This is a genomic window from Psychrobacter sp. PAMC 21119 (assembly GCF_000247495.1).
In the GTDB taxonomy this organism is placed as follows: Bacteria; Pseudomonadota; Gammaproteobacteria; order Pseudomonadales; family Moraxellaceae; genus Psychrobacter; species Psychrobacter glaciei.
Genome location: NZ_AHVZ01000008.1, coordinates 40064 through 61037 on the forward strand (window position 1 = coordinate 40064; position 20974 = coordinate 61037).

Consider the following 20974-nt stretch of genomic DNA (forward strand, 5'->3'; position numbering starts at 1 on the left):
AATAATAAGAGTCAAGTCATGACCCAAACTAGCATTGCTACTAACGCGCACAATGTCACCTACGAATCTGTCTTCCAAGCCGATATTGTCACTCAGATGCAAGCGCATGGCTGGCAGTTGGGCAATCCTAGCGCCTATCAGTCAGAGACGGCGCTATACGAGCAAGACGTGCTAGACTTTGTGCAGACTACACAGCCGCAGGAGTGGGAAAAGTTCTGCCGCACTTTCCCTATGGACTCTGAACGCCACTTTATCACCGCACTGGTTAAGCAGCTTAATAAAGCAGATGAACACTCAACCGATAAAGCCTCACGCACCTATGGCACGCTTGGTGTATTGCGTCATGGTCTTAAAATTCGTAACGCGCGTTTTAGTTTGTGCCAGTTCAAACCTGAACACAGCCTCAATCCTGAAATCATGGCACGCTATGAGGCCAATATCTGCCGTGTTGTCCCTGAGGTGGTGTATAGCCCGCATGCCAGCCTAAAGGATAGCGCTGACGGCAAGGTTGCTAAGCGTAACCGTATTGATATCGTATTATTCGTCAATGGCTTGCCCGTCACCACGATGGAGCTAAAGTCAGAATTTAAGCAGTCGGTACATAATGCCATTACTCAGTATAAGAAGACCCGCCTACCCAAAGACCCTGACACGGGCAAAGCTGAACCGCTACTGACCTTTAAGCGTGGCGCACTGGTTCACTTCGCAGTCAGTCAGTATGAAGTCTATATGACCACGAGGCTGGCAGGAGAAAGCACCTACTTTTTACCCTTTAATAAGGGGACAGCAAATGGCGGCGCGGGTAATGACGTGCCCGCAGATAGCAGCCGTTATGCCACTGATTACCTATGGAATGACGTATTAACGCCAGAGAACATACTCGCTATCCTCGGCCACTTCATGCACTTACAGATCGATGAGGAAGAAGACGTTATCGGCCGCAAGTCTAAAAAAGAGACCATGATGTTCCCGCGCTATCATCAGTGGGATGTCGTGACCAAGTTGGTCAATGCCGCGGTGACTGAAGGCGCAGGACAAAGGTATCTGATTCAGCACAGTGCAGGATCGGGCAAGTCCAACTCTATCGCATGGACAGCGCATCAGCTATCCACCTTGTATAACCGTGACGGCGATAAGCAATTTCACTCCGTTATCGTCATCACTGACCGTACCGTACTTGATGATCAGTTGCAGGACACCATCTATCAGTTTGAGCATGCTGATGGTGTGGTTGGTAAGATCAATAGAAACGAAGGCGATGGCTCAAAGTCTGAACAGCTCGCTAGTGCCTTAGTCAACTCACAGCCGATTATCATTGTCACCATTCAGACCTTTCCCTTCGTCCTAAAAGCGATTGAAGACTCAAGTGTGCTCAAGTCGCGCCGTTATGCCATCATTGCCGATGAAGCGCACTCCTCACAGACAGGCACAACCGCGCTTAAGCTCAAAGAAGTGCTAGTATCGGGCGATATAGAAAAGAGCGTCGATAGCGCGTTATCTGGTGAGGATGTCATCAATCAGACGATGGATGCCACACTTGCCGCCCGCCGTAACAGTCCGAACCTCAGCTATTATGCCTTTACCGCCACACCCAAGCCAAAAACCATCGAGCTATTTGGGCGCTTGCCCAATCCTGACTTGCCAGCCTCTAAAGATAACCTTCCCGCCGCTTATCATGTTTATTCAATGCGCCAAGCGATTGAAGAAGGCTTCATCCTAGATGTGCTTAAAAACTACACCAACTACAAAGTGGTCTATCAGCTTAAGCAAAAGCTGGCCGCTGCTGATGATGAGGTCGATGCTCGCCGCGCCAAGATTAAGCTGAATAACTGGGTACGCTTACATGAGCACAATATCGCGCAGAAGGTTAAAATCATCATTGAGCACTTTAATGACAATATTAAAGGTTTGCTGGGTGGGCAGGCCAAAGCGATGGTAGTGACGGGTTCACGTAAAGAAGCCGTACGTTATAAGATCGCCTTTGATAACTATATTGCTGATTACGGTTATAGAAACATCAATGCCATGGTCGCGTTCTCAGGGGAAGTCACCTTTACTGATAATGACCCTGACAGCGGCGCATTACTTGGCGAGAAGTTCACCGAGCACAATATGAATATCGGCTTAAAAGGCCGCGATCTGCGTAAAGCCTTTGACAGTGATGACTATCAAGTGATGCTAGTAGCTAACAAATTCCAGACAGGCTTTGACCAGCCCAAGCTGTGCGCCATGTATGTGGATAAGAAACTAACGGGCGTGGACTGCGTACAGACGCTTTCACGGCTGAACCGTACCTATAAAGGTAAAGCAGAGAGCGGCACATTTGTGCTCGACTTCTTTAATGACCCACAAGATATCCTTGAAGCTTTCCAGCCATACTATGAGACCGCAACTTTAGCGGATGTGTCTGATCCTGATCAGGTGTTTGACCTTTATGAAAAGCTACGTGCCAGTGGCATATTTTTATGGCATGAGGTAGAGCAATTCGTTGATGCCTTCTATAGTAAGAATAAGTCTAACGCCGCCATTAGCAATATCTGTAAGCCAGCGGTTGAGCGTTGGCAGAAGAAGTACAAGCTGGCACGTGAGCAAGCCCAGCATGCCAAGGTGATGCTTGAGCGCACCAAAGCGACTGGCGATGTGGTGCTGATGACCAATGCTGAGAATGACTACAAAGGCTTTAAGGCCGATCAAGACGCGCTGGAAATATTCAAAAAGGATTTAGGGACATTTACCCGCCAGTATGAGTTTATGTCGCAAATCGTGGACTATGACGATAAAGAGTTAGAGAAGCTGAGCCTATACGCGCGTAACCTACAGCCGCTACTACGTGAAAGCGTGGACAATGAAGATGACGTTGATCTAAGTAACATCGTCATGAGTCATTACCGTGTCTCAAAGCTGCATCAGCAGGACTTAAAGCTACAAGAGGGCAAGTCTGAGTATCAATTAGATGGTGGTAGTGGAGCGGGTACAGCAACACCCAAAGATAAACAAGAGGCGCTACTGTCTCAGATTATTGATAGATTAAACGAGGTTTTTGCTGGTGAGGACTTTACCGATAAGGACAAAGTGAACTTTATGAATACCATTTGGGATAAGGTCACGGAGAACGAGATTGTGGTCAAGCAGTTCACCAACAACAGTGTTGATCAGATTATGCTGGGCGGTTATCCAAACGCTGTCGAGGACGCTATGTTTGATGCCAAGGGTACGTTTGAAGACATGACCATGCATCTACTGTCTAACCCGAATCAATTTAAGCAGTTTATTCGATTGATGCTTGATACGAAGCTGGGTGATGAGGCAGCGATGTAGTATTTCAGATTGGTATATTCAACCTGAGAGCGATTGGTTTTAAGAGTCATTTTCTTGCTTTAATCGTACCGAAGTGGTTCCACTTTTATAGGTTTTTTTTGGTTCCAATATTTTTTTTGGTTCCGAGCTGGATCAACTTGTATGATTGGGCTGAGAGCGGTTTTTCTAAGTTGGAACCAAAGACAAAATAGGGGTGTTTTGGTTCCAAATTCCACTGGTTCCATGGTTTTTGGTTCCAATATTCTTCTTTGTTGTCATCAGAGCACAAACAGTAAAAAAGGCATGCGTATTAACGTATGCCTTTTAATGTTTTAGTCGTCGAGATAGTTATTAGTTATGAATAATTGGCTATCCTGCCAAATGGTGGTATCTGGTTATCTGGCTCAGAAATAACATTAGCTGCTGTAACTGCCTTTTTAGCGTGGGACACATGGGACAACGGGACATCAACTGGGATTATTGGGTTTGTAGCTGTCCCATTGCGTTTTTAGCCTTTGGGACACTTGGGACAAATTAGCAAACTGTCGTATTTTGTCCCAGCTGTCCCAGTGGTGTTTTAGTGCTTGGGACAGGATCTAGCCCTTTCTGTGTATGGGTTGTCCCAGCTGTCCCAGTGCTTTTATTAGTTTCATAACTTAGTATGTCATTTTTGACCACATAGACACGCTTACGGTTTTTTTCAAACGGTAAAGGGACTTTGCATGTCTTACGGTCACTCTCAGTCACATTCAATAATCCAGCATCATCTAACACTTGTAATACTTTGCTTTTGTTGAATGGCGAACATACATCTTCAAACGTACTGGTAGAAAAATAATATTCCCCTGTGTTGTAGTTATGATAGCCTGCGCGGTCGGTAATTTTAGACTCAAAATCTTGGTAGGCGTTGCTGTGACAGGGTTGAAAACGGCTTGATCCATGCTTTTCAATAAACGCTTTGATATGCTCTATGATTTGGCGTTGTTCATGTTCACCATCACGCCCATAGTTATCAAGCCAATTATCTAAGCATGTCATAACGGCTGTGGTTGCTTGTCCTGCTTGCCAGCCTGTTATATTTGCCTGTGTTGCCATTTCACCAGCTGTTGCCACAATAGCAAACCGTTTAGCCACTCTATGCGCTTGCGGTGCAAGTTTAGGGTAATGGCTCATAAAGTCGCTTACAAGCTCTTTAGCGGTGGCTGTGGTGGCTGTCTTATCAGCGGTGATATGTTCCAACCATGCTATGCCAGCTGATCCATAGTAAGTGTGTGATAGCTCTTTGATTTTATCGGCTTGTGCTGCGCCTGTGTCTGCTAATACTAAACTATCAAACGCCTTTAAGCCTTTGCCAGCATCAGCATCTATATGAGCCACCCGAACCTCAATACCTGCATTGGTCTTTTGCCCTGCTTGTGCCATAAAATTCTGTAGTGACTCCTCACCATTAGACAAAAAGATAATGCGCCATGTTTTAGCTATGCGGTTATGTCCTGTGGTAGTGCTTCTCCCTTTACCTTGTCCATTAGCAAGCATGTAAACGGTTTTACCTACTATTCGTGGATCACATTCGCTGATTTCATCGAGAGGTAAAAAGCTGTCGTTGTACTCGCTTGCTGTGCCCTCTAAGGCGTTATCAGTGCTGCGCCATGTCTTAACGTACTTATCAGGATTGCCCCATACACTAGCAGCTAATTTAAGCGACAAGGACTTGCCCATACTTGATGAACCTAACATATGAAAACCGCCTCCATCATCATCTAATAGCTCGAGTAATTGACCTGCAAAAGCGCAAGAAATAGAGAATACAAAACGGCTTTGTTCTGCTAGTAGTTTGCATGACTTGTCACGCCATTGGGCTAATGTCCCTTGCTGGGCTATGGTGCTATTAATCGCATTAGCAGACTGATAGACAATCAGCTCCTTATCACCACCACCGATTGCACCATTAGCTAGTATGTATTGCTCACCGTCCCAGCCTAATTTATCCACACATCGCGCCCGTTTATGAATAGGGTAGTTTTGAATATAATCGTCTAAATAATTGCGCTGTTTGCTGTTGGTGGTAATGTTCAAGCCTTGGCTGGCTAGCTCACGACGATATTCACGGGCATCACCTTGCAGTAGCGATAACGGCATTGACCATTGATGTAAGATACTGTCATCATCATGCCATTGTAATAACCGCCCCCATGTGGCGCTACTTTTGTCCCTTGTTTTAGCGATAACCTCTATCGGTGAACAAACAAACGCCTTAAACTTAAAAGTTATGTTTGCTGGGTCATCTAGGTCATATTTCACAAAAAATAGCCCATCATGGTATAGCTCAAAACGTCCATCTTCATAAACCATAGGCGCGTTAAGCTGTGGGGCTTCGTCCTTGCGCCATTCAGGATAGTAGGCGGTGTCTGCTAGCTGGATAATGTCAGCACCTGCTTTTATGGTGTCGTAGCTTTCACCTGCTTGTAGCATCGTGACTATATCAGCCACGGTAACCAATGCTTGCGCTCTCACACCTGCTAGTAGATTTATCAAGCCTTTATCATCAAGCGTCATAGGTACGGTAACCTGTGATCCGCTGCTCCAGTGTTGCACCATCTTTTTAAGGTATTGCCTAGTTTTTTGAGGGCTAACAATAAAAGTGAGATCATCAGCTGCCATACATTGATAGGTATCAATACCTTTTTCTAAATCATCAAACGCTAGTAGCTCATTGGCTTTGTTTAGATTACCAATGACAATAGCGCCATAGCCTGTAGGATCAATAACAATGGACTTTGCTTTATTGTTAGGCGTGTAGAATACCGCGCCTACTGTATTGCCTTGTTTATCGGTAATTGCTATAGCTATCGTGCCAGCGGTGGGTTCAGTTTTGCCAACATCATCACCATGATATATAGTAGTGTCATCTGTAACGAATAGCAGCCGTTCAGGTTCTACCATGCTGTAAGTTTTGATTAAGAATGAATCGTTTGCCAGTTGTCCCTGTGTCGCTGGCTTGCAACCTTGTAAGAGAGTATCAGCGCCCGTGTTATCAGCACGGGCTTTTTCATGCGCGTTTGTCTGCGGTGTGGTGTTCATTTATTCCCCCTAGCTTTGGATTGGTTCGGCTGGCGCGTCGCTCCATACTTTTTATAGTAGCTTTTGCGCTTGGCGTATTTACGGCTTTGTTTTGGTGGGTAGGTTGTCACTGTGACACCTGATTGCCGTAACGAATCAATAAAAAGAGACGGGGAATTAATAGCGCATACAAAACCGCATCACCAATATCAAAGGTGGCTGGTTTGGTCGTCGGGGTAGTGGTGTTTGAAGTCGTGCGGATTGAATTAGCCATATAGCTACTTCCTAACGTTTTTTGAGTGAATGCCACGCTATACAATAAAAGTATAGGGTGACGGGTCTTACTCTCGGTAACGTTAGTAACCGCCTTGCATATTCGCCTTACGGCTATTTTATTTTGCAGCGTCAACCCGTCATAGTCGGTTGGCAAGCATTGAGGTGCTGCCATAGATATGAGGTATTGCCCCCTTGGTACGCTTGTATGCGTGGGTGGGGCGGTATCTGTATGTTTTGATAAGGATTGAGAGTCCACATCAATAACAGACACAAAAAAAGCCAAAATTTCACGGCTGGCTTGTCCGCTAACGTTTTTTGAGAGGTCTATATAGTAACCGCTGGTGTCATCGCTTGCAATCAGTTTTGCATTGACTGGCTGGCAAGCTATCAATGAGAGTAGCAAGCCAATGCCTACCACCCATGCCATAAATATGATAAAGCTAAGTAGTAAGCCACGCTTGCTTGCCTGCTTGCGACTATGTGCCCCGTGCTGAGTTTTGATGCGATTATCACTCATGGCTTATTACCTCCACTTGTGGCTGCAAGATAAGCTGGGTCATTAATCCGTCGCTCAACTCGCTAGCGTTTTCACTGATAGCAAACAATGCAGACCTGATAGCGACTATCACCCCTTTGCTGGCTGGGTCATTCACTTCTATCATGTTTAGTGCATAGGCTAGGCTTTCACATTCGTTTGAGTAATCCTGAATGTAATCGTCCACGACTGACAAAGTATGACTATCCACTGCCACTAGGCACGGTTCTAATACGTCATTTGATTGGCTCATGGAGTCACCTCGCTGTTAGATAGCTCACTTTCAAGTAAGGTCTGTTCATCGAGCCAATAGACCGCAAACCATTTGTTGTTATGCTTGGTCATTTCGCTTTGAATGAGCAGTCCTGCCTCTCTCAAGTTATGTATGCGCTGGGCTAAACAAGTGATTTGATACAGGCGGATAGCGCCCCAAGTTGTTATAGTTGCACCTGTCATCAGGTGCGCTCTAACAATTTCTACTTGGGTTTGGGGTGGCTGCTCATTGGTAACGGGTGCGTTCGCTGAGGTCGTCATATTAAGCCCCCGTCATATCATTGGTCTGCTCGGCGTGACTGTCTAGCCAGCTATTGATTTCAGACAAGCGCCATAGACTAGCCCGTCCGATTTTTACAGGTGCTGGGAATTTATCTTGATTGATTAGATGATAGATATGCTTAGCACTAAAACCAGTAATACCACGTGTGGCGGCTTTGGCGGTGACGGTGCGCTGCTGAGCTGACTTCGTAGTATAGGTCTTCGCGGTTCTTGCTGGCTGGTTGGCAAGGTTTGCCATTCTTAGGTACTGGTCGTTCAATGTCATGTTGTATCACCTCATAGCGGGGTTGGTTATAGCCGGTAATGGCTGCGCTATGAGGTGAATGTTACGGGGTAGGGCAAAGTGATAAGGGTCACATGACGGTCACGTGACCCTAAAATAATTGATATGACCCTATTTTGTACTATCGCTTTTGGCTTGATTTGATAATTCAATCCATTTTGCTATGAAGTTCCTAGCGACTGGTGTGCCGTGTAATTGCGATGCTTTCTCTATCAGGCTATTAGCCTTTCCTTTTGTAGCTGATAGGTCATATTTATGCTCTGTCAAAATAGCGTAAAGCATTCTAGCTACGCCCATTTCGGAGTTATATCGTAAGGGTTTATCTGCTTGTTCCTTTAACTGGTCACTGAGCCTATTTATATCTTGCGCTTGCTGTTTTATTTTAGCGTTGGCAGCTGTCAGTGCTTCAACAAGATGTTCATAAGTTTTAGGTTCGCCATGCTCTACCGTTGGCGTTCCCACTGAGAAACTACCAGTAGATTTTTCGGCTTCTAACTCATTTACTCTGTCTTGGAGGTGCTTTAATTTAATAAGAGTTTCTATATCAACCGAAGAGGGCGTTATATCTAAAAAGTGATATTCTCCTGAATCAAAAAAGATTGGATTAATGAAGTTCACACTACCATTAGGAAGTACTTGTTCTATAGACTCTTTAAGCCAAAAGTAATTCTTAAATTGATTCTGAACCTTTATCACTTCAGTGGGCTCAAGTTTTTTACCAGAATTTGGAAGTAATGTTTTTAAAAATAGTTTCGCTTCATCAATCTTTGGTTTATCTATTTGCTTAAAAGTAAAATCATCAGGGTCATAAATAAAGTAGCGGATTTTCTCATGTATTTTTAATCTCAACAAAGCTTCAGCGACCATGAAGTAAGTTTCATTACTAGCGTAACTGTTATCACTTTTACTCTCATCAACGTCAATTATATTAGAAACTAACTTCCAAAAAGAAATATATTTATTGTCGTGCGTATCTTTTAGCGTATCGAGTAACGCCATATTTGCACCCTCACACCCTTAAAATAAAATAGAGGCAAGGCGCTGACAGCATAAGGGTGCGGTTGCTGTCGTTCGGGTAATTAATCCTAGCCTTGCAGTTTGGCTTGACAGCGATGGACACAATCAAGTTCGGTCTGCCAGTCCAATGCTAGCTATGTTTGTTAAAACTATCTTATTAAAGCTGTTCAGCAAGTTTTAATAATACGTCCTGTGATATACCTTGCATTTGTAAACTCTTTATTAAAACATCTTTATCATGCAGCGCTATATCGGCAGCCTGCTCATTTCGATTATTCATTTCTCTCTTAATTTCATCTGGCGTCAGTAAGTCAAAACTGACAGCAGTACCAGCTCGAAGGTCATCTAAATGATTTGCCCATTGGTTCATCATCATCTGCCGTTCTGCTAAATGTGCAGATAAATCGTATCTTTTTTTAACACTAGACTGTTCAAGGTGGGCTAGCTGTATTTCTATAAGATTTTGACTAAATTGCAACTCATATAATCCTGTGCTGGCAAGCTGCCTAAAACCATGCCCCGTCATTTTAGGGTAGGGGTCGCCCGTATATCCCATGCGCTTGAGTGCTTGATTGAACCATACTTCGCTATATGGATTGCTGCGCTCAAAGTTGTAGAAAACATAGCCTGTACGCTCAGTTAAGGGACGCATACGCTCGATGATAGCCATAGCTTGTGGTGATAGGGGAATAATGTGATCCTGACGCATCTTCATCTTGTGCGCTGGCACTCGCCAAACGCTTTTATGATAATCAATCTCTGACCATTCAAAAAACCTCAACTCTTTTGTTCTAACAAAACACAGCGTCATTAATTGCATACCAGCGACGGTCTGTTCATGAGCATTTGGATTATCTACACTGTATTGATCAATATTACGTAGTAGCTCAGGGAATTGGTGTTGCTCCACTGCTTTCATGCGCTCAGCCTTATGAGGTCTTAGCGCTCTACTGCGTCCATGAGCAATATTAATAAGATCATAACCTAGTGTGTTGATAGCATACTCAAAAACCGAACTGATAAACGCTACGCACTTGTGTGTTGTGTCAGTCGTCCACTTGCCTTGCTTTTCAAAATACGTTTGAATTGCTAATCCAGTTTTAATAACATCCTGAGCAGTAATAGCATTTATAGGATAGTCACCTATATGTGGTGAGACATGCTTGTCTAAATAGGTATGCAGCTTTTGAATATTCTTGGGCGTGGTTTCTGACTTTTCATTGATATAACTGTTAGCAATAATTTTAAATAAATCTTTCTGCTCAAAGTTATTTTTATGATGGTTTTTTTGGTCGGTAGGATCAATACCGTCGTCAAGTGATGATTTAGCTTTATCACGTGCCAATCGTGCTTGTTTTAACGATACTTCTGGTTTGAATGAGGAATCTATATCTAGTTTGGCTGGTTTGTAGATACCTATCTGATAGGTTTTTTGCTTAGGTTTGAGGTCTTTATTAGATTGATAGCGATAAGCCATTTGCCAAAATAGGGAGCCATTTGGATGTTGTATTAGATATAGATTATTGCCATCGCCGTGGCGTGTAATCTTATTAGGTGGTGATTGTTTGGCAATAGATTTTACGGCAGCATCCGTCAACTGGTAGTCTTTTCTCTTTGTCATGACTTGGCCTTAAAGGCGTGGAGAGGTTTTAACAACAAAACCTAAGAGAATTTAACAACAAATAACGCTCTTGTTGAATATTTAACAACATATTTAACAACAGTGTAGTGGTGGTGCTAGGTAATGACAAGTGATGCAGGAAGACGTAATGTAAGTCAATTCGGGGGCTGTAGCGGATTGGGGTAATGCGAGGTTATGTCTAAATACAATAATTGGTGCGCCCACCAAGACTCGAATTTATTTTATAAGTATTTGATTTTAATATAATTAATAAAATATATTTTTATGGATACTGTGTATTATACTGTATAAACAAAAAATGACGCAATTAGGCGTCATTTTTGTCTTTGTTGGTATCGTTCACTAGCGCATCGATCTTAACCTTTAACCATTTATTAGGCCGTCCTTTGAGATCAGGGGGCGGTAAAAAACCAGCATCACGCTTGCGATGAATTGTCGTATTGGATTCCCAGCCAAATATTTCCTTGATGTCGCCTGTGGTGTAATACCTACCTATCATTTCGATCTCCTTTGTCTTTAACAACTTTAAACTTAAGTGCCCATACCCAGTCGTTTCGCTCCCACGCACCTTTGCCATGAATTGAATCCCAAAGCCGTGCCACTGCTTTTTTATGATCACTATCCCAATCAGACCAATGCCACCCTATATTGTCGGTACCGGGCAAACCGTCTGTATCGGGTAGGCCATACTTGTATGTCCGTCCACCATCTTTAGAAAGCTGCTTTAATCCCATGCCAAGAGCGTCAGCCCTACTAATCTCCTGAATACGCTCAATACGAATGTTAGTTATTTCCAAAAGTAGGCGACTTGCCCATTTACGCATTCGTGAAGCGCTAACCCATATCATAGAGTCAGGGTTGGTCCATCTTACCTTGTAAATGACGTGCTCAGGCTTACGTAATCTCTTGGGTATTTCTGATAACTTGCTGCCACACCCATCCCATGAATAATAATTAGTAAAACTATCTTCATCCTCCCATGCATCATGACCAGCTGGCGGGTCGGGTATAAATGATTCTTTAACCCATAATCGATCGCCAACTTTGCCAAACGGACACTTAAATTCATTACCATAAACCAAGTGTGTTTTACCGTCGTCAAGCCAGTGCCATCTTTCAATACCGTCACGATTGACTAACAATGTTCTTTGTCCAAGAGCTATGCTGCCATGCGGTACGTTTTTAATTATCACTCTGTGATGTGTCTTACAGCGATCGAGTGCGCCACAGACTTCTTGTGTATTGAAGATTATTGGACGTTCTTTTGTATTATTCACAATCGCTTTCCTTAATGCTTGCTCTGTTGATCAACGACAATGCGTGCCGCAATGACATCATTGAGTCGTTTCTCTAAGTTAGTGAGAATCTGTTCTTTTAGATAAGTGGGATTATCAGTTCCATTTGCTTGTAGCAGTTCATCAAAGATTTTAGTAAAACCACTTACCATTAGGTTTATGGTAGCTTCCATACCGCCAGTAGCAGATGATAGTAATGCGCCTTCTTCGTCGTTAAAATGAGCAGCCAATATCACCATTGTTTTGCTTTGTTCGCCCATAGCATCTTGTTTAAAGTCAGACATGAGCTTTTGCGCACCTCTTAAAATCTTATTTTTCATAGTTTTTCCTTAGTAATCAGCGGCACTTAAGGTTGTTGGCATGCCAAGTAATGCTTTCAGTCAACAATATCGACTTATTGAGGTTCTCATCACGTGTATTAGCAGGATTGCGATTATTAACGATCGCGTTAACACTACGCGGAATACTCATTAGGTTATCAATATTGCAGTTGGTTCTATCGTTATCTAAAAAACGTAAGTTATAGCCGTCCTTTAACTTGCCGTGGTGCGCTTCCCAAACCACTAACTGCTTGAGCCTGAATTTATTGGGCTCAGCAACTTTGACCATGATGTAACCATCTTCAGTCACTCGTTCGTGACCTACAGGCTTATGGTTAAAAGGTATATTGCCTTTTTTGAAAGAGGTTTTATTGGCGCCCATGTAACCAGTAATACCCTTATTCCATGACTTATCGCCTTTCTTAATACGAGTGTCTCGACCATTAGCCCAGCGATTTCTTTTGCAAAGACCGGCAATGTTTTGCGCTGAGATACAGCGGTTAAATTTGTTATTGAATTTCTTTGATAACGCTTCACGGCTAATTCCAGCTTGATTTGACTCAATCCAGGACAACTCAGTGTCAGAATATGCAATGGGTGGAGATATTCGCTTAGCCTGACTCATAAGTAACTCCTTTTGGCATGAGGTATTGAGCAAGCAGATTAGGATCATGCTCAGCTATCAATTTGGCTCGTTGATTAACCACACGCTCGCCATCAATTATCTGTGATGCGACCGTAGTGATAGCCTTGCTTCTCTTAACTTCTAATTCTAGGTTCTCTTCGCTAATATCAGGATTTAGTAAGCGTTCGAGTTGATCATGTAGATGACCATTTAGCGCATGTATGCTTCTATCCTTGCTCATGATTTTTGCTCCCTATACCACAACGAATTAAGCAATCTACAGCTGTTTCACCATCAAGCATAAGTAAGCAGCTGTTTTTCGAGTAAGAATCCATCCAAATCGCTGGATAATTCATTTTTTTAACGACACTTCCTTGCTTATTTTCGTTATAGATATTCGTATACACACTTCCATCATCAATCATAACTATTTCCAAAATGCAGCTGGTCTTCTTACTAAGCCACCTTTGGTCAATACTAAGGCCATGTTCAGCAGCGCAATGATCAAGTCGCTCTTGTATCAATGGGCAATGAGTGTTTTTAATCCAGTTTTTGGCATCTTCTTTATCTGGAAATCCGTGGTACGTATCCGATACGTTTATTACTTTATTGGACACCCGAACGGCAATGCCTTTTTCCGTATCGTTGTAAATCATATAAAAGTGAGTAGGCGACATGGCTATGTCACCTTCTTGCCAATTCAGCGGCTTTAAATCTGTGTCCTGAACTTCTTTTTCTTTGACAGGTGATAAGCTAATATCAGCCTCGCTAAGTTCTTGCTTGATAGCTTCCATATCTTTCTCGCTATAATCCTTGAAGTAATAAGTTGAGGTAAGATTCGTCATCTAAGCCGCCTTAAAAACAGCGTCATTAATGTCATCAAAAGAGGCTACGATATTCTTTTCGCCTACATGAGCGGTGTAACTCGTATCACCAACAATAATGGTTAGTGTTTTTTCGCTAATGAATTGACCGATTTTATATATCTGACCTTTTCTGTAGATCTCATTGCCTTTGGTGCACTCAAGATCACAGTTTTCTGCGACTGGCTGGCAAGCTTGGATCAAATATTTGTCACTCACATTGCCAATGGCCCAAAACAGATAGCCACGTTGAGGCTGTGTTTGATTTAACTCGGCAATGACAAGCCCTTTGAACATACCCATAGGCATAACTTTTGGAATACGCGCTTGCTGACTAAACTGGTACAGCGCTTCCATATCATTGATGTCCAACTGATAGCAAAACATACGTAGTAGACGCACACAGAAACGCACGTCAAAAGCGGCGCTATGAGCATTCTGTGCGTACTGTCTTGCCTCGTCATAGTCAAAGCGGTAGAGGAGTGCACCTAAGCTATGTTCGCCATCAGGATATAGCTCTCGAGCAATGGCCAATGTACAAATAGCTCTATATTCGCTGATGTCTACACCTGCGTTAGCAGCTACCTGTATGTCGTAATCGACATTGTGGCCAATAACGTAAGCGGCACCGATAGGCATGTACTGAGGAACGATCGTTGTATGACTTGGCTCGTTGGCTACGTCTTCAGGACAAATGCCAGTAATGGCCATTGCCTTGAAAGTTATTTCACGATCAGGCTTACAGCGCACCGCTACCAGCTGAAACAATGGATTGAGTATTCCAGTGTTAGAAAAGGCGATAGGGCAGAACCCTACCTCCGTAGCTTGCGCTTCACTTGATGCATCAGTTGTCTCAAAATCTATGGCGACTGCTGGCAAGACTGGGTTTTTGGTTGATTGTTCCATTTGTCTAGTCTCCTGTTTTGCGTGTCAGCTTTAGGCGGCCATACCAACGCTTCACTGAGTATTCACTACCAGCGATAGAGTGTCCGTTGACTTTGATGACTATCTCTATAGTGTCGCCTGCAGAGACTATCTCGTTGAGTGGTACGCCTATCACCACACCCATCAAATCTTCAGCAGCAAGAGAGTTAAAGTTGGCAGACGTATTAATACGTTGAATACTCTTTGTCCTGTTAAAGACAAACAGTGCAGCGATGGACGAAATAGCCAGAGCCGATATCGTTAACGCTATTAAATTCCAAGTTTCCATATCGTTGTGCTCTATAAAATTTAAGTTAAGCGGGCATGAACTTTTGCAGTTCTTTGACTTGTGCTTCGCTATAAAAATATTTATTACTATCAGTAAACTTAGTGATAGGGTACGAGCCATCTTCGATAGACTTCAATACAGCTTTAAATTGTTCAGCATTGAATATCCGGCGCTTGTACTGGTCATATAATTTACCGTCAAGATTGAATGCAGCTGCTTGGGTGGGCGCTGGCAAGAGCAATGCAGGGCTTTCATTTTGATTAGGTGATTGGTACCTATCTTGCGGATGAACATAGGCATCAGGGTCTTCGCTTGCTTCAGTTGGTATAGCAAAAAGCTGAAAACAAGCGTATTTATAAGCGATGCTCATAGCTTTGTTAGTGCCCTTGTCGCCTGAGTCCATGGCTTCGCCAAAGGTGACTACGGTATGCGTACTGCCATCAATAGCTGAGATAAAATCAAAGTAACCAGTCACGGTTGTATAAAAAAGTGAGTAGCCCTTGCTCGTGATACGTTCTTCTGTGCGACGATCTTGAAAGCGTGGCGATATAATGAGTTTATGTTTGGCCATTAGCGGGCTTAGGGCGTTATACACATCATCGATGCCTCGGAAGTTGTACTGAGCGCTACCAGTGGTTCTTTTGTCTTTACTAATACCAGTAGAGACAATGTCTTTTTGTACGGCATTGATGGCTTCGTAGACGTGCTTCGCTGTGATCACTGCATTGGCGTCAGATTGATTGGCTATCGTATTCATGGCTGATACCCCCATAGCTCACCGTTCATAATTTTGATTATTTGATGATCGGTTGGATTAAGGAAAATTTGCGCTGGCTTGTTAATGAATTGGCCTTGCGCTTGATTGGTTAAATACTTTTTATCACGTAGCTTTTTATGACGTGGCGGCTTGGCTTGATCTGCCTTTAAGCGCTGTCCTATTTGATGTTTGAACGACGCTATTTGCATTTTAATCATGAGGTCAGAGTTCACTTTGAATCTCCGTCTGCATAGGCTTTGATCTTGGCCAATGAGGCGTTAGCATCGGCAATCTCTTTGGCGCGCTGGCTATCTTCATATTCTTCCTGCGTCATATCATCGTTGTGATCATTGCTGGTGTTTTCGTCAAGCCAAAGCTTGTGCTCTAGATGCACGTTGTCTTCTGCTTCGATGCCGGTGTCGATAGCCTTAGCACCAGTGACGACTATCACGCTGGTGAGTAGGGCGGATATTGCGAGCTTTGCTGTCAGCTCGATATTGATTTGCTTTATGATGTGTGCCACAATTTACGGACTCCGTAGTAGAGTGTTATGTCTCAATCAGTTCGTGCTGATTGGGGCTTTTCTATGCCTGATTGGTTAGTGCCAAGCGCTTTGATTAAAGCGTTTGCCGTTTCGATGGGATTAATTATGAACTAATGGTTCTTATACGTCAACCTTAATATGAACCATTATACGAATATTAAGAATCAAATATGAATTTTAGGTACAAAAAAACCGCCATTTAAGGCGGTTTGGTGGTAAAGTAATGTGAAATTAATTGTTAAGAATGAGTGTTATGTCACTAGATATCGAAGCTGAACGAGTTAAAAGTGTATTCATCCCTAAAGGTACTAGAGTAAAAATTCAGGGATGTCCTTTCTATCTTGCGGAAGACACTAAGATTCAGGATCCGTCTGAGGATAGTCAGCGAATCCTAAACGGTGTGCTTGCAGAAGAAAAGGCAGACATGGATAGCCGTGATGCGCTTAGACAGGCAAGACTAGATGAACGTGCCAGCGAGTCTATCAAATCCATTGTTTGATTTTATCTGTAAGTTCTTTTTTTACGCCATAACTGGACCATTCATTAAGGTCTGCTTTAACAACAAATATAGAATCATCGTTGTCAGTGCTACTCATTAAGGCTTCTCTAACCTCTGCGGCATCAAGGCTAGTTTTTATGATATAAAAAGACTCTAGTGGTTTTATCCAGTCTGCAGAAAGCTGATTAATAGCCTCTTTGACCTTTACGTAATCTTTGTTTAGGTGCAAGTCGTAACTAACCACATAAAAATTAAACATAATCATCCTTATCAGCCAGTCTCAAGCGTGCTGGCATGTACGCATAAAAATTAACGATGTTCTGAATGATAGAGGACGCTGTTTTTTTCAGCAATCTAGCTTGTTAATCATAACTTGCTCAGCGCAGGTTGGGTATTCGTAAGTCAATCAATCCTTTATAAACATAAGTAAGATAGTTATTGATGCTGATAGAGGTCAGTGCTATATTCTGAACTTACGTCATCTAACCCTAAGGTTGCTTATGAAAACTTGGTCAGCACTTCTTATCTCTATGCTCATGATGTCGCCAGTCGTACAGGCGAATGCTCAGAACTATCCTTGTTCTAAAAGCATGGGCGGTGTCTCGCATTGTAAAAATGGTAAGTTCGTTTGTAATAACGGCAAGATTAGTCAGTCTAAGAAGGTTTGTACCAGTTAAGCTTTGGTAGATTGATAGGCAATAAAAAACCCGCTGAGAGGCGGGTTTTTTATTAGAAGTAATTTCTAATTAATCAACAAATTCTAATACTTTAGTGCCACACTCTTCAGATGAGTGAGCTATTTGAATATCGATATCGTAACCATCTTTATTCATTTTTTCCAACGAATACAGGCATTTATCTAATTCGTTTCGAATATTTATTTGAACTGCTTCAGTAAATACGATCTCATCTACAGGTGGCACATAAATAACTATACTAGCCTTGATAGCTTTTCCTAAAATTTCACAGCAGTTTGTGACATTAGTGCAACCAACATAATCAATATTATATCGACGATGAATATCATCTAAGTAAGCGGCCGAGATAATCGTACCATAGTATTCTGCCCTCGTATTGGAATCCCCTAAACTATACTTAGAAATAGGCATATCTACTAACATCCCTTTTTCATTGCTATTATTGGTAATTAGAAAAGGCTCTGGATTATAAATTTTATCCTTCATTCCTTTTCTTCTACTTTCAATTTGATTAAATACTTTTTTGCGTAAATCAGTTGTGCCCAGAGCCTGACTTTTCTTTGACTTTTTTTCATTTCTACATATAAGAGATATCATTGACCCGTATAGATCGTCTAATATTTCGTCAACGCTTTCACCTCGTGCTGTTTGATAGTTTGAATAGATAATGTGAGGAGAAGGCGTAATTGTATAATTATTATTTGCAAACATCTCGTCAACTACATCAAGCAAAAACTTAATATTTGCAGCTCCACTTATACCAAACAAACACTGAAAGGCGTCTGTATTTTCTAGAATTCTATAATGGCATTTGCTATTTTTATCTACGAAAACTACACCAACATTGAATATCTCTCCTGAAATTCTATCGGGCATAAATCGTACAGTAAACCAGTTTCCTGATATCAAATCACTGTTTTCGTTGCTGTTGAGTAAACTCAGCCATGACGTATTCATATTAATAGTTCCACTCTAGATGTTACTTGTTCAAATGCGTTATCTGCTCTCTTATTTAAGAAATCTAGAAATTCAATATAATCTGATGAGTTTGAGCTATATATAGAATTCATCCAATTATTCACTTCATTGTTTATTGACGCAATAGCATTGGAATGCTTGTGACACTCGTGGATCATGCTACTACGAATCTTGACAAATTCTTTTTGTGGCATTAAGTCCTTCGCGATATCAAAAAGTTGATTCTTATACTTCTTATCTACATCTAAATCACTAGTTAACCAGCCATATCCATATGTGTCATATTTGCATACTAGCATATCATTATCAATAACATGATATTTAGCCTTGCCCGTTCTAAGCAAATTTCCCATATGCCTATCGACGTGCGCTATTGTATTATCCATTGCTATGGTATCACCTATATGTGACCATTTTGCAAGCTCATCTATTAACTTTTTGCTACGTGTATGATACTCAAATGCGGTTTCACTCTTGTCAATTTTTGAGGTACAGAAAATAGGATAGAATTCGTTATCAAAGAATTTCTTTCCTAGCACGGAATCAGAAAACCCAATGTTATCGTTTTCAGCAATATCTTGAGTTGGAATCAAAGCAATACATGCATATTTAGGCTGAGGAATTTCTAGAGCGTTAGCTATTAAATAACCAACAATTTCGTTAAACAAAGATCTATCAGTAAAGTCTAAGGGATATATCTTCCCATACATATCAATAGCCTTGTTTTCATTGGGATGCTTAAAGCTAGCAACAAATACTGGGTTAATATTATTCTTGTCTGTAATCCATCCTTTGAAGTTACGATAACAACTTATATCTAGAAATCTAACTATTTTATCGGGCATATTTTTCTCCAGTCATTATTTTTGGAATAAGGTATCGAGGCAGTTTTGTATGACTAATTAACAAGGATTGTTATGAGAAGTTAAATTACAGGAAACTATCTCAAGTATTCTTTCTTTAATCCTATCCATACATCTCATCACACACCTTCAGACCAACCTCTATAGCATCACTCAAATCAGCACCTTTCTTAATGCTATAAGGGACGTTTGGGGTCATGCCCGCTTGCTTCAGAGATTTAGCCGCAGTTTTATTAAGGGGTGTACCGATATAAGATTCATTAGTGAATTCGACAGGATGGAAATATATTTCAGGCCCATAATATGCATGAACCCCACATACAATCTCACCCGATACGGTAAATGGGTAGGGTGTATTATGATCCGCTCCCCAAAAAGCTTCATGTACTACAACATACCCAGAGCCATAACTGTCATCTTGTGCAGAGGTGCATGCAGCAATTAGCAATGGGGTTATGAATATTAGTAAATTGCTCTTTTTATTCATCCCATAGTTGCCCATATGCGCCACAATTTCTTTCTAAGGCATTCATAGTCTCTTCTGTTTCATACTCACCAGCACGCCAAGCATCCACACTAACCTGAATGTATGAGCGACAGTTGCTAGGCAAGCCTGAATCGCCGTATTTAGGCTCACTATTAGTGTTATTACTACATGCCAAGATAGGCAATATGGAAATAACGATCAATATCAACCTTCTTTTCATAATCACATCCTTGTGTTATTCAAAGTCTATAGCCTCACAGTAGACGCACCATCCGAATGGCAGCGTGTCGACTGGCTTGGCATGTTTCAGAAAGTGGCATATCCAGTAATATTCATATGGTTTCATAAAATGACCCTATCTGTATCTGGTTACTTTGCTGTCAACGATACCAACAAGCATGCATTCGCCCATAGGAACTATCTTCTGATCAGGCCAGTCTGGATTAAGTGGCTTTAAGTACATATCTTCAGGACCATTACCCATGATCAACTGCTTAAACGTGGCCTGCTTATCATCGGTGCAGTGAATAACTACTAAGTCGCCATCTTTCAAATCCCATGGCGATATCTCAGGCTCTACATAGATAATCTCATCGGGTTTAAATTCAGGCCACATGCTGCGTCCTTGAATAATCAATCCAAATGCGCGCTTAGATAGATTTTGTGGTCGTGGTATCCAATCGATTGCATCATCTACCGTTACAGGCATTACATCCGAAAAACTACCAGCCGCCACCCAGCTAATTACAGGGATATAACCGACCATTCCATAATCAACTGGAACTCTCTGTGTGCCTTCCGGATCGCTTGAATTGGGCGCGATTCCATCTTTATCGCTTTTTTCTATAGCTTTTATTTTTTGTATCAAATCGTCACGGCTTGGCTTGGTTGTTTTTTCACCTTGTCCAGCAGCTAACCAGTTGAAGTTAACGCCAAGAAATTTAGCTAACGCTTCTATATTGTGGTGATCAGGAAGTGTTTCAGCCTTTAACCATTTGTTGATAGCTCTGTCAGAAATTCCGAATTTCGCCTCTCGCTTTAGACGTTGAGCACTACCTCTTTGCGTATAACCTTTCTCAGTCAAAGTGTCGTTCAGCCTTTTTGCAAACGCTACTTTTGCGTCATCTGAACTATTCATGTTTTATTCCTTATGAACCGTTTGTTCAA

At 42.0% G+C, this 20974-nt stretch carries 27 protein-coding genes; 3 read left to right on the forward strand and 24 right to left on the reverse strand.

The annotated features are described in order from the left end of the window. Positions 1 to 18 precede the first annotated feature (18 nt). Positions 19 to 3318, forward strand: a complete 3300-nt coding sequence (locus tag RH96_RS02550) for a type I restriction endonuclease subunit R (protein ID WP_010196980.1) — start codon at positions 19 to 21, stop codon at positions 3316 to 3318. 513 nt (positions 3319 to 3831) lie between these two features. On the opposite strand, the gene RH96_RS14485 is transcribed toward RH96_RS02550, so the two are convergent. From RH96_RS14485 to RH96_RS02640, 18 genes are all read right to left on the reverse strand, one after another. Beyond that, positions 3832 to 6378 carry a DUF927 domain-containing protein gene (locus RH96_RS14485; protein WP_010196981.1) on the reverse strand — a complete coding sequence of 849 codons (2547 nt, stop codon included), beginning with the start codon at positions 6376 to 6378 and terminating at the stop codon, positions 3832 to 3834. Between the two features lie 106 nt (positions 6379 to 6484). After that, positions 6485 to 7150 (reverse strand): hypothetical protein, encoded by a 666-nt coding sequence (locus RH96_RS02560; RefSeq protein ID WP_010196985.1) that lies wholly within the window; start codon positions 7148 to 7150, stop codon positions 6485 to 6487. After that, entirely contained in the window at positions 7143 to 7421 is a 279-nt protein-coding gene (locus RH96_RS02565; RefSeq protein WP_010196988.1) for a hypothetical protein, read from the reverse strand. Before RH96_RS02565 ends, RH96_RS02560 begins: the two co-directional genes overlap by 8 nt. After that, on the reverse strand, positions 7418 to 7702 hold the full coding sequence (locus RH96_RS02570) for a helix-turn-helix domain-containing protein (RefSeq protein WP_010196991.1): 285 nt from the start codon (positions 7700 to 7702) through the stop codon (positions 7418 to 7420). The genes RH96_RS02565 and RH96_RS02570 overlap by 4 nt, the downstream gene beginning before the upstream one ends. Before the next feature lies 1 nt (position 7703). Further along, entirely contained in the window at positions 7704 to 7988 is a 285-nt protein-coding gene (locus RH96_RS02575; RefSeq protein WP_081501566.1) for a helix-turn-helix transcriptional regulator, read from the reverse strand. A gap of 129 nt (positions 7989 to 8117) precedes the next feature. Then, the gene (locus RH96_RS02580) at positions 8118 to 9005 is read right to left on the reverse strand and encodes a hypothetical protein (RefSeq protein WP_010196997.1); all 888 of its coding nucleotides are present in this window, start codon (positions 9003 to 9005) and stop codon (positions 8118 to 8120) included. Positions 9006 to 9180: 175 nt separating this feature from the next. After that, a complete protein-coding gene (locus RH96_RS02585) occupies positions 9181 to 10644 on the reverse strand; it encodes a tyrosine-type recombinase/integrase (protein WP_010197000.1) in 1464 nt (487 codons plus the stop codon). Between the two features lie 328 nt (positions 10645 to 10972). Continuing rightward, the gene (locus RH96_RS02590) at positions 10973 to 11164 is read right to left on the reverse strand and encodes a hypothetical protein (protein ID WP_010197003.1); all 192 of its coding nucleotides are present in this window, start codon (positions 11162 to 11164) and stop codon (positions 10973 to 10975) included. Beyond that, positions 11154 to 11942, reverse strand: a complete 789-nt coding sequence (locus RH96_RS02595; RefSeq protein WP_010197006.1) for a hypothetical protein — start codon at positions 11940 to 11942, stop codon at positions 11154 to 11156. The genes RH96_RS02590 and RH96_RS02595 overlap by 11 nt, the downstream gene beginning before the upstream one ends. An 11-nt stretch (positions 11943 to 11953) precedes the next feature. Further along, positions 11954 to 12280 carry a hypothetical protein gene (locus RH96_RS02600; protein WP_010197010.1) on the reverse strand — a complete coding sequence of 109 codons (327 nt, stop codon included), beginning with the start codon at positions 12278 to 12280 and terminating at the stop codon, positions 11954 to 11956. Between the two features lie 16 nt (positions 12281 to 12296). Then, positions 12297 to 12905 carry an HNH endonuclease signature motif containing protein gene (locus RH96_RS02605; protein WP_010197013.1) on the reverse strand — a complete coding sequence of 203 codons (609 nt, stop codon included), beginning with the start codon at positions 12903 to 12905 and terminating at the stop codon, positions 12297 to 12299. Beyond that, the gene (locus tag RH96_RS14915) at positions 12892 to 13146 is read right to left on the reverse strand and encodes a hypothetical protein (RefSeq protein ID WP_010197016.1); all 255 of its coding nucleotides are present in this window, start codon (positions 13144 to 13146) and stop codon (positions 12892 to 12894) included. The genes RH96_RS02605 and RH96_RS14915 overlap by 14 nt, the downstream gene beginning before the upstream one ends. Then, on the reverse strand, positions 13133 to 13750 hold the full coding sequence (locus RH96_RS02615; RefSeq protein WP_010197017.1) for a hypothetical protein: 618 nt from the start codon (positions 13748 to 13750) through the stop codon (positions 13133 to 13135). Before RH96_RS02615 ends, RH96_RS14915 begins: the two co-directional genes overlap by 14 nt. Next, the gene (locus RH96_RS14490; RefSeq protein ID WP_010197019.1) at positions 13751 to 14674 is read right to left on the reverse strand and encodes a 3'-5' exonuclease; all 924 of its coding nucleotides are present in this window, start codon (positions 14672 to 14674) and stop codon (positions 13751 to 13753) included. 4 nt (positions 14675 to 14678) lie between these two features. Then, positions 14679 to 14981, reverse strand: coding sequence for a hypothetical protein (locus tag RH96_RS02625; protein ID WP_010197020.1), 303 nt, complete (start codon positions 14979 to 14981; stop codon positions 14679 to 14681). A gap of 25 nt (positions 14982 to 15006) precedes the next feature. Next, a complete protein-coding gene (locus RH96_RS14495; protein ID WP_010197023.1) occupies positions 15007 to 15738 on the reverse strand; it encodes an ERF family protein in 732 nt (243 codons plus the stop codon). Continuing rightward, the gene (locus tag RH96_RS02635; protein ID WP_010197025.1) at positions 15735 to 15971 is read right to left on the reverse strand and encodes a hypothetical protein; all 237 of its coding nucleotides are present in this window, start codon (positions 15969 to 15971) and stop codon (positions 15735 to 15737) included. Before RH96_RS02635 ends, RH96_RS14495 begins: the two co-directional genes overlap by 4 nt. After that, a complete protein-coding gene (locus RH96_RS02640; protein ID WP_010197026.1) occupies positions 15968 to 16261 on the reverse strand; it encodes a hypothetical protein in 294 nt (97 codons plus the stop codon). The genes RH96_RS02635 and RH96_RS02640 overlap by 4 nt, the downstream gene beginning before the upstream one ends. A 274-nt stretch (positions 16262 to 16535) precedes the next feature. On the opposite strand from RH96_RS02640, the gene RH96_RS02645 reads away from it, so the two are divergent. Continuing rightward, positions 16536 to 16781 (forward strand): hypothetical protein, encoded by a 246-nt coding sequence (locus RH96_RS02645; protein WP_010197027.1) that lies wholly within the window; start codon positions 16536 to 16538, stop codon positions 16779 to 16781. On the opposite strand, the gene RH96_RS02650 is transcribed toward RH96_RS02645, so the two are convergent. Further along, positions 16765 to 17040 carry a SinR-like protein gene (locus RH96_RS02650; RefSeq protein WP_010197028.1) on the reverse strand — a complete coding sequence of 92 codons (276 nt, stop codon included), beginning with the start codon at positions 17038 to 17040 and terminating at the stop codon, positions 16765 to 16767. The genes RH96_RS02645 and RH96_RS02650 overlap by 17 nt on opposite strands. Positions 17041 to 17281: 241 nt before the next feature. On the opposite strand from RH96_RS02650, the gene RH96_RS15110 reads away from it, so the two are divergent. Beyond that, entirely contained in the window at positions 17282 to 17458 is a 177-nt protein-coding gene (locus RH96_RS15110; RefSeq protein WP_192811731.1) for a hypothetical protein, read from the forward strand. A gap of 69 nt (positions 17459 to 17527) precedes the next feature. Here the strand turns inward: RH96_RS15110 and RH96_RS02655 are convergent, their stop codons facing one another. From RH96_RS02655 to RH96_RS02675, 5 genes are all read right to left on the reverse strand, one after another. After that, positions 17528 to 18436 (reverse strand): DUF3037 domain-containing protein, encoded by a 909-nt coding sequence (locus RH96_RS02655; RefSeq protein ID WP_010197031.1) that lies wholly within the window; start codon positions 18434 to 18436, stop codon positions 17528 to 17530. Continuing rightward, the gene (locus RH96_RS02660; RefSeq protein WP_010197033.1) at positions 18433 to 19302 is read right to left on the reverse strand and encodes a hypothetical protein; all 870 of its coding nucleotides are present in this window, start codon (positions 19300 to 19302) and stop codon (positions 18433 to 18435) included. Before RH96_RS02660 ends, RH96_RS02655 begins: the two co-directional genes overlap by 4 nt. A gap of 121 nt (positions 19303 to 19423) precedes the next feature. Next, a complete protein-coding gene (locus RH96_RS02665; RefSeq protein ID WP_227500932.1) occupies positions 19424 to 19822 on the reverse strand; it encodes a hypothetical protein in 399 nt (132 codons plus the stop codon). Beyond that, positions 19800 to 20027 (reverse strand): hypothetical protein, encoded by a 228-nt coding sequence (locus tag RH96_RS02670; protein WP_010197036.1) that lies wholly within the window; start codon positions 20025 to 20027, stop codon positions 19800 to 19802. Before RH96_RS02670 ends, RH96_RS02665 begins: the two co-directional genes overlap by 23 nt. Before the next feature lie 135 nt (positions 20028 to 20162). Further along, positions 20163 to 20945 carry a helix-turn-helix domain-containing protein gene (locus RH96_RS02675; protein WP_010197039.1) on the reverse strand — a complete coding sequence of 261 codons (783 nt, stop codon included), beginning with the start codon at positions 20943 to 20945 and terminating at the stop codon, positions 20163 to 20165. Positions 20946 to 20974 lie beyond the last annotated feature (29 nt).

Excerpts from the sequence above, each read along its gene's own strand:
- RH96_RS02670 (WP_010197036.1), bottom strand. The coding sequence starts at position 20,027 with ATGAAAAGAAGGTTGATATTGATCGTTATTTCCATATTGCCTATCTTG.
- RH96_RS02655 (WP_010197031.1), bottom strand. The coding sequence starts at position 18,436 with ATGAATACGTCATGGCTGAGTTTACTCAACAGCAACGAAAACAGTGAT.
- RH96_RS15110 (WP_192811731.1), top strand. The coding sequence starts at position 17,282 with ATGAAAACTTGGTCAGCACTTCTTATCTCTATGCTCATGATGTCGCCA.
- RH96_RS02675 (WP_010197039.1), bottom strand. The coding sequence starts at position 20,945 with ATGAATAGTTCAGATGACGCAAAAGTAGCGTTTGCAAAAAGGCTGAAC.
- RH96_RS02560 (WP_010196985.1), bottom strand. The coding sequence starts at position 7,150 with ATGAGTGATAATCGCATCAAAACTCAGCACGGGGCACATAGTCGCAAG.
- RH96_RS02605 (WP_010197013.1), bottom strand. The coding sequence starts at position 12,905 with ATGAGTCAGGCTAAGCGAATATCTCCACCCATTGCATATTCTGACACT.
- RH96_RS02565 (WP_010196988.1), bottom strand. The coding sequence starts at position 7,421 with ATGAGCCAATCAAATGACGTATTAGAACCGTGCCTAGTGGCAGTGGAT.
- RH96_RS02600 (WP_010197010.1), bottom strand. The coding sequence starts at position 12,280 with ATGAAAAATAAGATTTTAAGAGGTGCGCAAAAGCTCATGTCTGACTTT.
- RH96_RS02625 (WP_010197020.1), bottom strand. The coding sequence starts at position 14,981 with ATGGAAACTTGGAATTTAATAGCGTTAACGATATCGGCTCTGGCTATT.
- RH96_RS02575 (WP_081501566.1), bottom strand. The coding sequence starts at position 7,988 with ATGACATTGAACGACCAGTACCTAAGAATGGCAAACCTTGCCAACCAG.
- RH96_RS02645 (WP_010197027.1), top strand. The coding sequence starts at position 16,536 with ATGTCACTAGATATCGAAGCTGAACGAGTTAAAAGTGTATTCATCCCT.
- RH96_RS02650 (WP_010197028.1), bottom strand. The coding sequence starts at position 17,040 with ATGTTTAATTTTTATGTGGTTAGTTACGACTTGCACCTAAACAAAGAT.
- RH96_RS14495 (WP_010197023.1), bottom strand. The coding sequence starts at position 15,738 with ATGAATACGATAGCCAATCAATCTGACGCCAATGCAGTGATCACAGCG.
- RH96_RS02590 (WP_010197003.1), bottom strand. The coding sequence starts at position 11,164 with ATGATAGGTAGGTATTACACCACAGGCGACATCAAGGAAATATTTGGC.
- RH96_RS14490 (WP_010197019.1), bottom strand. The coding sequence starts at position 14,674 with ATGGAACAATCAACCAAAAACCCAGTCTTGCCAGCAGTCGCCATAGAT.
- RH96_RS02660 (WP_010197033.1), bottom strand. The coding sequence starts at position 19,302 with ATGCCCGATAAAATAGTTAGATTTCTAGATATAAGTTGTTATCGTAAC.
- RH96_RS14485 (WP_010196981.1), bottom strand. The coding sequence starts at position 6,378 with ATGAACACCACACCGCAGACAAACGCGCATGAAAAAGCCCGTGCTGAT.
- RH96_RS02570 (WP_010196991.1), bottom strand. The coding sequence starts at position 7,702 with ATGACGACCTCAGCGAACGCACCCGTTACCAATGAGCAGCCACCCCAA.
- RH96_RS02665 (WP_227500932.1), bottom strand. The coding sequence starts at position 19,822 with ATGGGCAACTATGGGATGAATAAAAAGAGCAATTTACTAATATTCATA.
- RH96_RS02615 (WP_010197017.1), bottom strand. The coding sequence starts at position 13,750 with ATGACGAATCTTACCTCAACTTATTACTTCAAGGATTATAGCGAGAAA.
- RH96_RS14915 (WP_010197016.1), bottom strand. The coding sequence starts at position 13,146 with ATGAGCAAGGATAGAAGCATACATGCGCTAAATGGTCATCTACATGAT.
- RH96_RS02550 (WP_010196980.1), top strand. The coding sequence starts at position 19 with ATGACCCAAACTAGCATTGCTACTAACGCGCACAATGTCACCTACGAA.
- RH96_RS02580 (WP_010196997.1), bottom strand. The coding sequence starts at position 9,005 with ATGGCGTTACTCGATACGCTAAAAGATACGCACGACAATAAATATATT.
- RH96_RS02585 (WP_010197000.1), bottom strand. The coding sequence starts at position 10,644 with ATGACAAAGAGAAAAGACTACCAGTTGACGGATGCTGCCGTAAAATCT.